At 63.7% G+C, this 12,261-nt stretch carries 17 protein-coding genes; 4 read left to right on the top strand and 13 right to left on the bottom strand.

The window, feature by feature from the left end:
- Positions 1-216 precede the first annotated feature (216 nt).
- A complete protein-coding gene (locus EJ070_RS36240; RefSeq protein ID WP_189350477.1) occupies positions 217-381 on the bottom strand; it encodes a hypothetical protein in 165 nt (54 codons plus the stop codon).
- Between the two features lie 28 nt (positions 382-409).
- Positions 410-949, bottom strand: coding sequence for a hypothetical protein (locus EJ070_RS10855; protein ID WP_126091360.1), 540 nt, complete (start codon positions 947-949; stop codon positions 410-412).
- 245 nt (positions 950-1,194) lie between these two features.
- Here EJ070_RS10855 and EJ070_RS10850 point away from each other — a divergent pair, with 245 nt between their 5' ends.
- Positions 1,195-2,811: a caspase family protein gene (locus EJ070_RS10850; RefSeq protein ID WP_126091359.1), complete on the top strand. Its 1,617-nt coding sequence runs from the start codon at positions 1,195-1,197 to the stop codon at positions 2,809-2,811.
- Between the two features lie 61 nt (positions 2,812-2,872).
- Here the strand turns inward: EJ070_RS10850 and EJ070_RS10845 are convergent, their stop codons facing one another.
- The 3 genes from EJ070_RS10845 to EJ070_RS37440 all read right to left on the bottom strand — a co-directional run bounded on the left by EJ070_RS10845 (position 2,873) and on the right by EJ070_RS37440 (position 3,677).
- Complete coding sequence (locus EJ070_RS10845; RefSeq protein ID WP_126091358.1) at positions 2,873-3,160, bottom strand: type II toxin-antitoxin system RelE/ParE family toxin; 288 nt, start codon at positions 3,158-3,160, stop codon at positions 2,873-2,875.
- Positions 3,160-3,414 (bottom strand): type II toxin-antitoxin system ParD family antitoxin, encoded by a 255-nt coding sequence (locus EJ070_RS10840; protein ID WP_126091357.1) that lies wholly within the window; start codon positions 3,412-3,414, stop codon positions 3,160-3,162. Before EJ070_RS10840 ends, EJ070_RS10845 begins: the two co-directional genes overlap by 1 nt.
- A gap of 128 nt (positions 3,415-3,542) precedes the next feature.
- Positions 3,543-3,677, bottom strand: coding sequence for a hypothetical protein (locus tag EJ070_RS37440; protein WP_281059648.1), 135 nt, complete (start codon positions 3,675-3,677; stop codon positions 3,543-3,545).
- A gap of 144 nt (positions 3,678-3,821) precedes the next feature.
- Here EJ070_RS37440 and EJ070_RS10835 point away from each other — a divergent pair, with 144 nt between their 5' ends.
- Both EJ070_RS10835 and EJ070_RS10830 read left to right on the top strand, forming a co-directional pair.
- The gene (locus EJ070_RS10835) at positions 3,822-4,451 is read left to right on the top strand and encodes a TetR/AcrR family transcriptional regulator (RefSeq protein WP_126091356.1); all 630 of its coding nucleotides are present in this window, start codon (positions 3,822-3,824) and stop codon (positions 4,449-4,451) included.
- Positions 4,448-4,900, top strand: a complete 453-nt coding sequence (locus tag EJ070_RS10830; protein WP_126091355.1) for a cupin domain-containing protein — start codon at positions 4,448-4,450, stop codon at positions 4,898-4,900. Before EJ070_RS10835 ends, EJ070_RS10830 begins: the two co-directional genes overlap by 4 nt.
- Before the next feature lie 81 nt (positions 4,901-4,981).
- On the opposite strand, the gene recQ is transcribed toward EJ070_RS10830, so the two are convergent.
- The 3 genes from recQ to EJ070_RS10815 form a co-directional block, all read right to left on the bottom strand.
- Positions 4,982-6,823 (bottom strand): DNA helicase RecQ, encoded by a 1,842-nt coding sequence (gene recQ, locus EJ070_RS10825; protein WP_126091354.1) that lies wholly within the window; start codon positions 6,821-6,823, stop codon positions 4,982-4,984.
- Between the two features lie 119 nt (positions 6,824-6,942).
- Positions 6,943-7,251: a HigA family addiction module antitoxin gene (locus EJ070_RS10820; RefSeq protein WP_126091353.1), complete on the bottom strand. Its 309-nt coding sequence runs from the start codon at positions 7,249-7,251 to the stop codon at positions 6,943-6,945.
- Between the two features lie 7 nt (positions 7,252-7,258).
- A complete protein-coding gene (locus EJ070_RS10815) occupies positions 7,259-7,555 on the bottom strand; it encodes a type II toxin-antitoxin system RelE/ParE family toxin (RefSeq protein ID WP_126091352.1) in 297 nt (98 codons plus the stop codon).
- A 126-nt stretch (positions 7,556-7,681) separates the two neighbouring features.
- Between EJ070_RS10815 and EJ070_RS10810 the strand changes: the two genes are divergently transcribed.
- Positions 7,682-8,308 (top strand): LysE family translocator, encoded by a 627-nt coding sequence (locus EJ070_RS10810; RefSeq protein WP_126091351.1) that lies wholly within the window; start codon positions 7,682-7,684, stop codon positions 8,306-8,308.
- A gap of 28 nt (positions 8,309-8,336) precedes the next feature.
- On the opposite strand, the gene EJ070_RS10805 is transcribed toward EJ070_RS10810, so the two are convergent.
- The 5 genes from EJ070_RS10805 to kduI all read right to left on the bottom strand — a co-directional run bounded on the left by EJ070_RS10805 (position 8,337) and on the right by kduI (position 12,252).
- On the bottom strand, positions 8,337-9,296 hold the full coding sequence (locus EJ070_RS10805) for a hypothetical protein (protein ID WP_126091350.1): 960 nt from the start codon (positions 9,294-9,296) through the stop codon (positions 8,337-8,339).
- Positions 9,293-10,123 carry a sulfotransferase gene (locus EJ070_RS10800; protein ID WP_245464847.1) on the bottom strand — a complete coding sequence of 277 codons (831 nt, stop codon included), beginning with the start codon at positions 10,121-10,123 and terminating at the stop codon, positions 9,293-9,295. Before EJ070_RS10800 ends, EJ070_RS10805 begins: the two co-directional genes overlap by 4 nt.
- 154 nt (positions 10,124-10,277) lie before the next feature.
- A complete protein-coding gene (locus EJ070_RS10795) occupies positions 10,278-10,607 on the bottom strand; it encodes a cupin domain-containing protein (RefSeq protein ID WP_126091349.1) in 330 nt (109 codons plus the stop codon).
- A 29-nt stretch (positions 10,608-10,636) separates the two neighbouring features.
- Positions 10,637-11,404 carry a 2-dehydro-3-deoxy-D-gluconate 5-dehydrogenase KduD gene (gene kduD / locus EJ070_RS10790; protein WP_126091348.1) on the bottom strand — a complete coding sequence of 256 codons (768 nt, stop codon included), beginning with the start codon at positions 11,402-11,404 and terminating at the stop codon, positions 10,637-10,639.
- Positions 11,401-12,252: a 5-dehydro-4-deoxy-D-glucuronate isomerase gene (gene kduI / locus EJ070_RS10785; RefSeq protein WP_126091347.1), complete on the bottom strand. Its 852-nt coding sequence runs from the start codon at positions 12,250-12,252 to the stop codon at positions 11,401-11,403. Before kduI ends, kduD begins: the two co-directional genes overlap by 4 nt.
- Positions 12,253-12,261 lie beyond the last annotated feature (9 nt).

Here is a 12,261-nt window from a genome sequence, read left to right as displayed (position 1 = left end):
CTGTGGCGTCGCGCCGCCCTGGGGCATCGTCCCGGCGCTGTCGCCGGACACCGGGGCCGGCGCAGCGGCAGGCGCGGTTCCCGCACTGCCAGGGGGATGGTGGGCGTCGTTGGCGAAGGCCGCAGATGAGAAGAGCATGGCTGCGGCGAGGACGGTTTTGCTTAGCATTTTCATTGTCTGGTTCTCCTGGATTTCGGGTTCAGGGTTCCGCGCCAGTCACCCGGCGCTGCCAAGAGTCGGCTGCGGCACCTGGAACGTGATCCCGTTTGGCCCCTTGCCGACTGCATAGGACTTCACGACCGACTGATCCTTGACCGAGATCAGTGACACGGTGCCGTAGGCGATGTTGGTCACGAAGACGAAAGCGGCGCGGGTCGGCAAGCGTGAGATTTGCCTGCCGAACAGGTCGTCAGAGAACGGAACGAGGAGGTCGAAAGGTCTCGTCAGGCTTTGTCAGCGCGGCGCCTGATTGGTCGATGAAAACTGGGGCGCAGCGCACCGGTACAAGGCCGATGTCCGAAGCAGCCGCAAGAACCGCAGCCGAACAAGCGAAACAATGCCCACTCACGCACAAACCGCAATTGGCGTGGGCTGCGCCGTCATGACAACCTGAATCATCCGGAGCGGATGCGAACAGGACGGTCGCCATCGATGTCGCCTGATCGGCTTTGCAGTCGCCAATTGATGGAACGACCTTGGCTAGCGAAACGCCCTGTGAAGCGCTGAACTCGTGCGCCTGGGCTGAAGGCGTCAGCAACAGGAAAAGGGCAAGCCCGAACGCAAGCATGATCGCACCGAAGGTACCGCTTGCGGTCCGATCGTCTCGCTGCCAGATCTGACAAGATCGTCCAAGCACAGCACGGCTTCCAGGCTCGTCACATTCCGCAGGATCGCCTGCTCGGTCCAAATGCGCTTTGACGTGCGTCAAATCCGATCGACTCCAGCTCAAGGGCACCTCCAAGGCAACCTCAAAAACACGCGCGTCCGATTTGTGCGGCATCGCTGGAGGCACGGACCGATATCGACAAGGCAGTATCAGCCGAAATTCGCATCGTTCAGCCAGCCGCCCTTGAAGCGAAGAGAGCCACATTAAACCCCGCTGATGTGTTATGTATTTCATGGAAGGGGCGTCCCCCGCGTGAAATGCGACTGGAACGAGCAGGCAAAGCCGCAACTTGATTGAGAGTGCGCGCGATGAGGTTCTGGGCAGCTGTTGTTGGTTTGTTTTTCCTGGTTGCAGGCAATCTGCTGGAGGCACCCGCCCTTGCCGCCGGCGGCAACCGGGTCGCCCTGGTCATCGGCAACAGCAAATATGTCTACGCGCCGGCGCTTCCCAATCCTGCCGGCGACGCGCGCCTGATGGCCGAAGTCCTGCGCAAGGCGGGGTTCAACGTCATCGAAGGCGTCGACCTCGACTACGCCGGAATGCGTGACCGGCTGAACAAGTTCACCGAAGCCTCGTACGAGGCGGATACGGCGCTGATCTACTACGCCGGCCACGGCATGCAGGTGAACGGCAAGAACTACCTGATCCCGGTCGATGCCGAGCTTACGGCTCCGGCGCATCTCAAGACCCGCACCATCCAGATCGACGAGTTGCTCGACGCTCTCCCGCCGGACCCCGCCGTCGGCATCGTCATCCTGGACGCCTGCCGCGACAATCCTTTGGCAAGGACACTCGCGGCTTCCTTGCCGAAGAGCCGCTCGACCACCGCGCCGGGCCTGGCGCCCATCGATGTCAGCGGCTCGGACGTTGGCACCGGCGGCGTGCTGATCGCCTTTGCGACCGATCCCGGTTCCGTGTCCTATGACGGCAACGGCGCCAACAGCCCTTACACGACCTCGCTGGCCAGGCATCTGGCCGAGCCGGGCGTGGAGATCCAGAGCGCGTTGACCCGCGTTCGCGGCGAGGTGACGGCCGAGACCGATGGGCGCCAGCGGCCCTGGCACAATGCCTCGCTCGGCCGCGAGGTCTTTATCGGTCCGCAAACGCCGCCACCCGCCGCCCCGGCTCCGCAGCCGTCCGCCACCGAGACTCCGGCCCAACCCGCAGGCACCGACGCGCGCGGATGGGAAATCGAGCAGCGCGTGTGGGACGAGGCCTCCAAGCGCAACACGCTGGCGCATTACGAAGCCTATCTGCAGCAATTCCCCAAGGGGGCGTTCGCCGATCTCGCCCGTCTCAACATCGATCAGCTCAAGAAGTCGCCGGTCACTGTCGGCAATGCACCGACTGTTGTCGCCAATACCGAGAGCGCCGCGTCGCGATCCGCCACGGCGGCGGCACCGGCCGCGGCCGCCAATCCCGAAACCGACACCGGGACCGAACTGACGGAAAGCGCGATCGGGCTCGATCGTCAGGAAAAGATCGACCTGCAGGAAAGGCTGCTGGCGATCGGTTACGACCTGGACGAAGCCGACGGCGACTTCGGCCTCAAGACGCGCCGCGCCATCGGCCAATGGCAGGAAGAGAACAAGCTGCCCCCGACCACCTTTCTTACCTCAAAGCAATATGCCCGCCTGAAACTCGATACGGACGATGCCCTGAAGAGCTACCGAGCCCAGCGGGCGTCGGAAGCGGAAGCTAGAAAACAGGAAAGCGCCGCACCGCAAAAGACCGAGAAACCGCAGCCGGTCGTCCGTGCGAAGCCGAGACGCGACCGGCAGCGCGAAGCAGCCAATCCAAGACCGGCGCCGAAATCGAAGGCGGCGGGACGAAAGTCCGGGTTCCGCACCTGCAGCGGCATTGACGGCACATTCGAGGTTCCGGCATCCCAGAGATGTCCGTTGAGCGGTTACGCGCATTATTGAATGTTGTCGATGGGACGAAAAGGTGTTTTGTCCGGGGTCAGGCGTTCGCCGACGTCAGGAATCAGCTTCTCGCCCAATCCTCGTGCCCGTGACGCACTCGGACAATGAGGATGTCGCCGTCTCCCTCGATCCGGTAAACGACTAGATGGGCCTTGAACGGATGGATTCGCATCGGCGGTGATAACTCAAGTCGCTCCCGCGCGATGCGCGGATTGGCGACGATCAGATCGAAGATCGCGAACAACTCGTCATGATATTGTCTGGCTTGCACGGGGCCAGACACGCGGACACCCTGCTCGGCAATGCCGATAATGTCCTCTTCCGCCGCTATCGATAGGCGGAAACCCATTATCGCTTGCCGCGTGGCGCCTCTGCCCGGTTGACCGCCTCTGCGAAAAGCTCGTCCTTGGAGCGCCTGCCGATACCGCTCTTCAGGCCGTCATCGACAAAGCTCTGCATGGCCGCAATCTTGTCGTTGCGCTCCTGATCTTTGCGGATCAGATCACGCACGTAATCGCTCGCATTGGCGTAACGCCCCGTTTCAGTCTGCGCCTCCACCCACGCCTTCATGGGATCGGGCAAGGATACGTTCATCGTCGCCATATCGGCCTCCATATAATGTCCAGTGTATGGCATATTTTGACAAAGTTTGTCAAATGTTCGCCCCTGCCGTCGCACACCGCGTCATGCGCCACCCTGGGTGTACCTGAAGAGTTACCTGTGGATTCAGCTCACATCTCGCCGAACTCCCTGCGCTTGGCCTCGCCGACGCCGTTCACCTCGGCGAAGGATCGAGGTTGATCGGCCCGAATCGACGTCCGGCCGGCCGTGCGCTGGCCTGCCGCTCCTTGGGCCGCAGCGCTCATTCCGTCATTAGTAACCGTCGGCGACCAAGTCCGACCGAGCGAAAAGCGACCCTATCAACTTCAATTAACGACACCATCAGTGACACCAATTGACAGTCGTCGATTTTCATGACACAAACAGTGCCATCAATTAGGAGCACCCGCGTGTCGCAAGTCCGCACCTACAACAGCCCCATGCGCGAAGAGAAAGCGCGTGAAACGCATGAGGATATCCTCTGCGCCCTGTTTGAGCTCATGGATTCGGCCACCGCCGCCGACGAGATCAGCATGGAGGCGATCGCCCGGAAGGCTGGCGTGCAGCGCCGCACGGTGTTCCGCCACTTCGCCACCAAGGACGACCTGCTGGCTGCCTTTTGGCCCTGGTTGAATGCCCGGATCAGAGCCTCTACGACCCCAAGGACCCCTGAGGACGTTGTCGACGGTCCCCGCCAGGCCTTCCCGCGGTTTGATATGCACGACGCTGCGATCCGCTCGTCGCTCCATTCGCGGACCGGCCGTGAGATGCGCATGGGCACGGTGGCAAGCCGCCGCGCCAATTTCAGGCGCGCGCTGGCTCCCGCCATTTCCTCTCTTCAGCCCGCCGAGGCCGAGAAGGTCGAGGCGCTGGCTCATCTGCTCTTCTCGGCCTCCGCATGGGAGATCCTGAAGGACTATGGCGGTCTCACCGGCGCCCAGGCCGGCGAGACCGCATCCTGGGCACTCGAGGTGATCCTGTCCGCGGTCACCCCGGGTCATTCACCGGCGGAAGTCACCAACCAAAGAGACAAGCCATGAACTTCAACGTCACCACTCCCGAGGCCGCCCAGACGCTCTGGGTCGTCGCCGACCGCATCCGCCTGCTCGGCGGCATCGTGGGTTCCAGCCTTGAACTTATCGAGGTCGAGGTCCCGCCAGGTTCCGGCACTCCGCCGCACAGCCACGCCTCGCCCGAATTGTTCTATGTGCTGGAAGGCGCGCTCACCGTCCGTCACTTTGGCGCCGGCGGCCCGCCCGAAGTGACCGTCGCAGGTCCCGGTACCTCGGTGCGCATCGGCCCGAGGGCGCCGCACAATTACTCCAACGACAGCGGCCGCCCGGTGCGGATGCTGGTGCTCGTCGAGCCGTCCATGATCGCTTTCTTCCGCGACATCGGCACCGCCGAGCCGCAGGCCCAGCCCGACTTCGCCCGCATCGGCGCAGCCATGCAGCGCCACGGGATCGAGGCGCTGCCCGTAGCGGCCTGAACTGTCGCCGGGGTCCACCTGCAGGGGAGAGCAAGGTGCTTCCCTGCAGGCGGCAACGTCTCAGCGGCGAATGGTAACGAGCTAAGCGCCCGCCTGATGCGCCGCGATCGCGCTCAAGAAAATCTCGCCGAATTCCCTGAGCTTGGCCTCGCCGACGCCGTTCACCTCGGCGAAGGCGTCGAGGTCGCGTGGGCGGCGCTCGGCCATGTCGATCAGCGTGCGGTCGGAGAAGACGACATAGGCCGGCACCTGGCGTTCCTTGGCGAGGCGCAGCCGCAGCGCCTTGAGCGCGGCGAGGAGCGCGGCGTCCAGATCGTCCGTGCCGGCGGCAGCCTGGGCTGAACGCGCCTTGTTGCGCAAGGAACGGTGCCGCGTCTCGACGCGATACTCGAACGCGGTTTCGCCGCGGCCGAGCGCGCGGCCGCTTTCCGAAATGGCAAGGCCGCCATAGCCGTCCGGATCCGGCATCAGAAACCCGCCCGCCACGAGTTGACGGATCAGCGACAGCCACGCAGGTCTCTTGTGCGCCGCGCCGGTGCCGAAGCTGGCAAGCCTTTGATGGCCCCTGGCCAGCACTTTCTCGGTCTCGTGGCCGAGCAGGACATCGATGACATGGGCGGCGCCGAACCGCTCGCCGGTTTGCGCGACGGCCGAAAGGATGATGCGCGCTTCGGCACTGCCGTCCGCGCGCGGCGCCTGGCTGAGGCAGTTGTCGCAATTACCGCAAGGCTGCGCTTCCTCGCCGAAATAGCCAAGCAGCACCTGGCGGCGGCACTGCGCCGTCTCGCAATAGCCGATCAGGGTGTCCAGCCGGCCGTGCGAGCGCCGCTTGTGCTCGGACGAGGCATCCTCGTCGTCGATGAACAGGCGGCGCGTGCGGATGTCGCCGAGGCCGTACAGCATATGCGCCTCCGCCGACCGCCCGTCGCGGCCGGCGCGGCCGATCTCCTGGTAATAGGCCTCGAGGCTCGCCGGCAGGTCGGTGTGGAACACATAGGCCACGTCCGGCTTGTCGATGCCCATGCCGAAGGCGATGGTCGCCACCATGACGACGCCCGACAGCGTCATGAAGGCGTTCTGGTTCGCTTCCCGCGCCTCCTTGCTCATGCCGGCATGATAGGCGAGCGCCGTGACGCTGTTCTTTTCGAGGAAGGCCGCCATCTCCTCCGTCTTCCGGCGCGACAGGCAGTAGACGATGCCGCTGCGCCCGGGATGGCGCTCGACGAAGCGCAGCAGCTGGCGCTTGCTGTCCTGCTTCGGCTCGATGGCGAGTTTGATGTTCGGCCGGTCGAAGCCCAGCACCAGCGTGTCGACGCGGTCGGCGAACAGCCGCGCCGAAATGTCGGTGCGCGTCGTCTCGTCCGCGGTCGCCGTCAGCGCGATGATCGGCACTTTCGGAAAGATGTCGCGCAACTGCGCGAGATCCTCATATTCGCGCCGGAACGCCGGCCCCCATTGCGAGATGCAATGCGCCTCGTCGACGGCGATCAGGCGGATATCGAGCCTGGCGAGCGCGTCGAGCATCCGGTCGGTCATCAGCCGCTCCGGCGCGAGATAGAGCAGCCGCGTCTGGCCCGACGCGACCCGGCGCCACGCCGCGACATTGGCATCGCGGTCGAGCGAGGAATTGATCGTGTCGGCGGCGACGCCGGCGAGCCGCAGCGCCGAGACCTGGTCCTGCATCAGCGCCACCAGCGGCGAGACGACGATGGTGAGCCCGCCCAAGACAAGCGCCGGAACCTGATAGCAGAGCGACTTGCCGGCGCCGGTCGGCATCACGGCCAGCACGTGGCGTCCCGCCAGCAGCGCCTCCATCACGTCGGCCTGCCCGGGGCGAAAATCGTCGAAGCCGAACACGTCCTGCAGCACTCGCCGCTTCGGATCGCGTCCCTCCGCCGGAATGCCAGCTATCGATGTCCGCATTGAGAGTGATTCCCGGATTTCGGCTGAGGCCGCTTCTTAGAGTGACGATCACAGGAAGGCTATCCAGGTAGACCGAGGGGTGCCGGTACGCTGCCCTCGAGCATCCTATCAAGCCCGGATCAGGCCGCGTTCGGCAACGGACGCGCGCGCTCGATCCTCTCACGCTCCTTCGGGTTGTGCATCGCCTCCCACAGATCACTGCGCCGCTGCACATTGAGCCAGAACTCGGGGCTGTTGCCGAACACACGCGCAAGGATAAGCGCGGTCGGCGCCGTGACGTTGCGACGATTGTTGCAGAGCTCATTGACATGCTTGCGTTGCACGCCCATTGCCTCGGCCAAGGCGGCTTGCGTGAGACCCATCGGCCGCATGAACTCCTCCACCAGGATCTCGCCGATCCTCACCGGTCTGCGCTTGGTCGTCAGCATAATCCACCTATCTGTAGCTATGGTCGTCAAGATAGACGCCCGACGCTTCACCGCGGCGACCGTCCCACCGGAATACCAGCCGCCATTGCTTGTTGACGCGGATCGAATGGAACCCTTCGAGGTTGCCGCGCAATTTCTCGAAATGATTACTGGGCGGCACGCGCAAATCCAGATCGGTCGTCGCATCATCGATCATCTGGAGCTTGCGGAACAGCCGCAGTTCGAGATCGGGCGGGATATTCCTTGAGCGCACGTCGTCAACGAAGAAGGCTCGCAACCACTCGTCCCGAAAGCCAGCGATCATCCTTCACCCTTAGTGGGCGATAGTACCACTCTATGGTATAATTGCAAACAAGCGTCGCCGCCATCCGCATTGCCTTTCCACGCAAAGGATGGCTTCCTGTCCGGCCTGCAGCGGAGGAACCCGGCAATGATCGATTTGGCCACATTGGCGACCTATGTCGCGATCGTGCTTGGCTTCGTCTTTATTCCGGGGCCTGCCACGCTGCTTACCGTGGCGCGGGCGACCAGCTCGGGAACCAAGGTCGGCATCGCCACCGGCGCCGGCGTCGCGGCGGGCGACGTCGTCCACACCGTCATGGCGATCTTCGGCATCTCGGCCATCATCGCCACCTCGGCGATGCTGTTTTCCATCATCAAATATATCGGCGCGGCCTATCTCGTTTACCTCGGCATCCGCGCCATCCTCGAGAAGGCGCCGGTCGATCTCGCCGGGAGCGTCTTGGCCGTGCCGGCGGGCAAGGCGTTCCGGCAGGCCGTATTGACCGAGGTGCTGAACCCGAAGACGGCGTTGTTCTTCCTTGCCTTCCTGCCCCAGTTCATGCGCCCCGAAAACGGATCGGTCGTGCTTCAACTGGCGATCCTTGGCGCCGTCTTTGTTCTGCTCGGCCTCTTCAGCACCGTGGTCTTCGCCGTCTCGGCCGGAGGTCTGGGCTCTTTCCTGCGCCGCAAGCCGGCCGTGCTGAGGTGGCAGGGCAAGGTGGTCGGCGGCATCTACTGCGCGCTCGGCGTGAGGCTTGCGCTGCAGCAGCGCTGAGCCCCGCATTCGCCAAAGTGACGAAGCATTAGATCCGTAGCTGGTTCCACAGGTCCGCGATCGATCTTCGCAAACCTGCGGCCTTCGGTTCGCCGGGCCGGATTTCGGCCAGCGCTATGCCGCTTTCGCCGGCGACAGCATAGAGCAGCCATGTCCGGCCATTCTCCTCGAAAATCGCCGGATCGCGGAGCGCATTCTGCCTGCCCCTAGCCGCGCCCCTGCGGCCGCGGCTAACTGGAAGATCCGCGCCTTCGTCGTCCGTCTCCGGCCTCAGCAATTCGGTCTTGCCGCGCACTTTCCAGCGCTGCCAGTCACTGGAAAGATCCATGCTGCCGTAAACGATGCGCTCGGGGGCGTCGTCCTTGCGCGTATAATAGACGATCAGCGACCGGCCGCTTTTCTGCGCCGCGACGTGCCTGGGCCTTGCCCACCGTGAGCCGGGCAAAACGACCGGTCCCTCTTCGAAACCGGACAGACCGTCGCTCGATCGGCGGAGCCTCACATTGCCCGTGCCGAAGAGCCCATACCACCAGCCGTCATGGCGAAAGATCCGAGCGTAGAATGGTCCGAGCGGCTCGGCATTGGGCCTGAAACGCAGACCGTCGGCGGAGGTGGCCGCAAAGGTCGTCTGGCCCTGGCCATTCAAGGCCGGACCATGGAAATACATGACGATTCGCTGATTCCGCTCATCGACATGCACGTCGGGAGACGCGATGTGCCCCTGGAGGAATGGGCACTCGGCGAGCGACAGCACGCCCCCTGGATGGATCCGCCAGGGACCCTCTATCGCATCGGAATAGGCAAGCCGGATATAGCTGCCATGATGATGCGCGAAATAGAGATGATAGGCCCCGAGCCGGCCCTTCGCCCAATCGGGCATCCTGACCAGCGAAGGACCGTTTATGTTGGCGCCGTCGTCGCCGGGCAGCATGCCGGGTGTGATCAAAGGTCCGTGCCGCTTGGCGAGAAGGCCAACCGTTGCCGTCATCCGCGGGCCCAGTCCGGCATATCGTAGCCGAACTCGTCGCAGAACTCCTTCAGGCGCGCGAGAAAGGCCGGCGGCAGGGCGCGCAGATAGGTCCGGAACTCTTCGTTTCGCTCCCATTTCTGCAGCGAGGTTGCGCGTATCGGGTTGCCGGGATCCTCGCTGAACCGGATGCGCGGTTTGAGGTCGAATGCCCTCGCGATCCGCTCCTGCATGGCATCCGGCTGAGCGATCATGTCTTCATAACGGATATAGGTGATCGCGCGGCGGGGCTGGGTCTTCCTCAGCCGCAGCAAGGCATCATATTCCGCCAGCCAGCGTTCGGGCGTGACGTGGAACCGGCGCTGCGCCCTGCTCTCCGGATGCGAGCTTGTAAGCACGTCAAGCGGATGGCGAACGCAATAGATCAGGCCAACGGCGCTTGGCAATTTAGCCAGGTGCACATGGCCCCGCTCGGTGCGCTTGACGACAAGGTTGGCTTCCGGGCGGTCCAGCATGTCCAACTGGGTGTATTTCGCTTCGGCCCGATGGACGAAAGTGTCTTCGAAACATCCCATCAGGCGCTGCGTAAGCGTCGTTCCGCTGCGCGCGCAGCCGGCGATGAATATCTTGTTGTAGCGCGCCGTGTCCGCCTCTACCCAAACCCGCCACAGCCGCTTCAAATCCAGCGCAAGGCGCCGGACCTCCCTGACCGGTCGCCTGGTGGCCTCGCGTAAAAGGGCTTCTGATTTTCGTACGACGTCCATTCCAGACTTTCTCTCCCGCCGGCTTTGCTCATCCGCCGAATGACGATCTGCGGCCCATCGTTTCTTTGGCCGATATGCCGGCACAGTTCCAGTCTTCTTCGTTAAACCTATCTTCACTATGTTGCGGCACCGTTATCGTCCTGCGGCAATGTTTGAGTACCGCGGCGGCGCCACAAGCGCCCAGGCAACAAACCCGCGCCTCACGGCGCGGGTTTTCCTTTTGGACCATAGGAAGGACCTAGAGGAAGTCGGCCCTATAGGGTGCAAAACTGTCGACCAGCCGCCCCGCTTCCAGCGCCTTGACGCCATGCACAAGGTTCGACGGAACGATGAAGCTGCTCCCCGCTTCCAGGATTTCCGAGCGGCCATCGATGGTGACTTCGAAACGGCCTTCGGCGACATAGCTTGCCTGGACATGCGGATGCGAGTGCAGCGCGCCGACGCCGCCCTTGTCGAAGGCGAACTCGACCAGCATCAGTTCGTCGGTATGCACCAGCACGCGCCGCCTGTTGCCGTCCGGCGTCGGTATCCGGGTCTTCTCGTCGGCATGAGAAAAGATATCGGTCATCGCGAGCTTCCGTCCAGAAATTGAAATGGTCATCGCGCCAGCCAGCCGCCATCCACCGGCATCACCGCGCCATGCATGTAATCCGACGCCGGCGCCAGCAGGAAAACGGCGGCATCGCCGATATCGCCGGGCAGGCCCCAGCGCGCCGCGGGAATGCGCCCGAGGATGGCGGCGCTGCGGTCGGGATCGGCGCGCAGGGCTTCGGTGTTGTTGGTCTCGATATAGCCCGGCGCGATGCCGTTGACGTTGATGCCTTTCGACGCCCATTCGCAGGCAAGCAGCCTGGTCAGTCCGAGCACGCCATGTTTCGAGGCCGTGTAGGAAGCGACGCGGATGCCGCCCTGAAAACTCAGCACCGAGGCGATGTTGACGATCTTGCCGCGTCGCCCGGGTTGCGCAAGCACCCGCCTGGCAAAACTCTGGCTAAGTCGAAAGACCGTTTTCAGGTTGATGTCCATCACCTCGTCCCAGTCCGCCTCGGTCAGCTCGACCGCGTCGGCGCGTCGGATGATGCCTGCATTGTTGACAAGGCCGTCGAGCGGCCCGATTTCGTCCCAGACCCGGTCGAGCATGTCGGCCGCCTTGGCGGGATCGCCGAGATCGGTGGCCACAGCTTCGAACCGTCCCTTGACAGCCGCGACCTTCTGCGCCGTCTCATCCATCGCCGAGCGGCCGACGCCTATCACGGCGGCGCCGGCGCGCGCGACCGACACGGCGATGCCCTGGCCGATGCCGGTGTTGGCGCCGGTGACGAGGATGCGTTTTCCCGCGAGGCTGAAGGCAGAAAGATCGCTCACCTGAGCTGATCCATCGTCACCTGGTCGACGTCGGTATAGTCGACATTGTCGCCGGCCATGGCCCAGATGAAGGCATAGTTCGAGGTGCCGGCTCCAGAATGGATCGACCAGCCCGGCGACAGCACCGCCTCTTCATTGCGCATGACGATGTGGCGCGTCTCGTCCGGCTCGCCCATGAAGTGGAAGACGCGCGCGCCTTCGGCCAGGTCGAAATAGAGATAGGCCTCCATGCGTCGGTCATGCACATGGCATGGCATGGTGTTCCACACCGAGCCCGGCGCGAGCTGCGTCATGCCGACGACCAACTGGCAGGTCTTTACCCCATCGGCATGGATGAACTGGAAGATCGAACGCTCGTTGCTGGTCGCCTGGCTGCCGAAGTCGAGCCGCTTCGCGTCGCTGACGCGGATCAACTGGCTGGGATAGGCTTGGTGCGCCGGCGCGCTCAGCAGATAGAACTTGGCCGGCTTGTCCGGCTCGGCCGAAGCGAACGAAACTTCCTGCGTGCCCATGCCGAGATAGACCATGTCGCGCGTTGCCATCTCAAAGGGCAGGCCATCGGCCGTCACCGTACCGGCGCCGCCGATATTGACGGCGATCATTTCGCGGCGGTCGAGGAATGCCCTGGTGCCGGTCGGCTTGATCGCTTCCAGCGGCAGGGTCGAATCCACCGGCATGGCGCCGCCGACGATCATGCGGTCGTAATGGGTGTAAGTGAGCCTGACGAGGCCGGGCTGGAACAGCCCCTCGACGTGGAAATTATGGCGCAGCGCGTCGGTTCCCATCGCCGACGCCGCAACGGGGTCGATGGCGAAGCGGGAGGAGAATTCAGTGTGTTTTTGATCCATCTGTCCTGC

Source organism: Mesorhizobium sp. M1E.F.Ca.ET.045.02.1.1 (genome assembly GCF_003952485.1).
Classification (GTDB): Bacteria; Pseudomonadota; Alphaproteobacteria; order Rhizobiales; family Rhizobiaceae; genus Mesorhizobium.
Note: the sequence above shows the minus strand (reverse complement) of the source record. Positions and strands in the feature narration are given on the sequence as shown.

What these genes read in the sequence shown, in the direction of transcription:
- EJ070_RS10810 (WP_126091351.1), top strand. Translation starts at nt 7,682, where the DNA reads ATGATCGATTTGGCCACATTGGCGACCTATGTCGCGATCGTGCTTGGC.
- EJ070_RS10845 (WP_126091358.1), bottom strand. Translation starts at nt 3,160, where the DNA reads ATGGGTTTCCGCCTATCGATAGCGGCGGAAGAGGACATTATCGGCATT.
- EJ070_RS10840 (WP_126091357.1), bottom strand. Translation starts at nt 3,414, where the DNA reads ATGGCGACGATGAACGTATCCTTGCCCGATCCCATGAAGGCGTGGGTG.
- EJ070_RS10820 (WP_126091353.1), bottom strand. Translation starts at nt 7,251, where the DNA reads ATGCTGACGACCAAGCGCAGACCGGTGAGGATCGGCGAGATCCTGGTG.
- kduI (WP_126091347.1), bottom strand. Translation starts at nt 12,252, where the DNA reads ATGGATCAAAAACACACTGAATTCTCCTCCCGCTTCGCCATCGACCCC.
- EJ070_RS10805 (WP_126091350.1), bottom strand. Translation starts at nt 9,296, where the DNA reads ATGACGGCAACGGTTGGCCTTCTCGCCAAGCGGCACGGACCTTTGATC.
- EJ070_RS10850 (WP_126091359.1), top strand. Translation starts at nt 1,195, where the DNA reads ATGAGGTTCTGGGCAGCTGTTGTTGGTTTGTTTTTCCTGGTTGCAGGC.
- EJ070_RS10815 (WP_126091352.1), bottom strand. Translation starts at nt 7,555, where the DNA reads ATGATCGCTGGCTTTCGGGACGAGTGGTTGCGAGCCTTCTTCGTTGAC.
- EJ070_RS37440 (WP_281059648.1), bottom strand. Translation starts at nt 3,677, where the DNA reads ATGAGCGCTGCGGCCCAAGGAGCGGCAGGCCAGCGCACGGCCGGCCGG.
- recQ (WP_126091354.1), bottom strand. Translation starts at nt 6,823, where the DNA reads ATGCGGACATCGATAGCTGGCATTCCGGCGGAGGGACGCGATCCGAAG.
- EJ070_RS10795 (WP_126091349.1), bottom strand. Translation starts at nt 10,607, where the DNA reads ATGACCGATATCTTTTCTCATGCCGACGAGAAGACCCGGATACCGACG.
- EJ070_RS10830 (WP_126091355.1), top strand. Translation starts at nt 4,448, where the DNA reads ATGAACTTCAACGTCACCACTCCCGAGGCCGCCCAGACGCTCTGGGTC.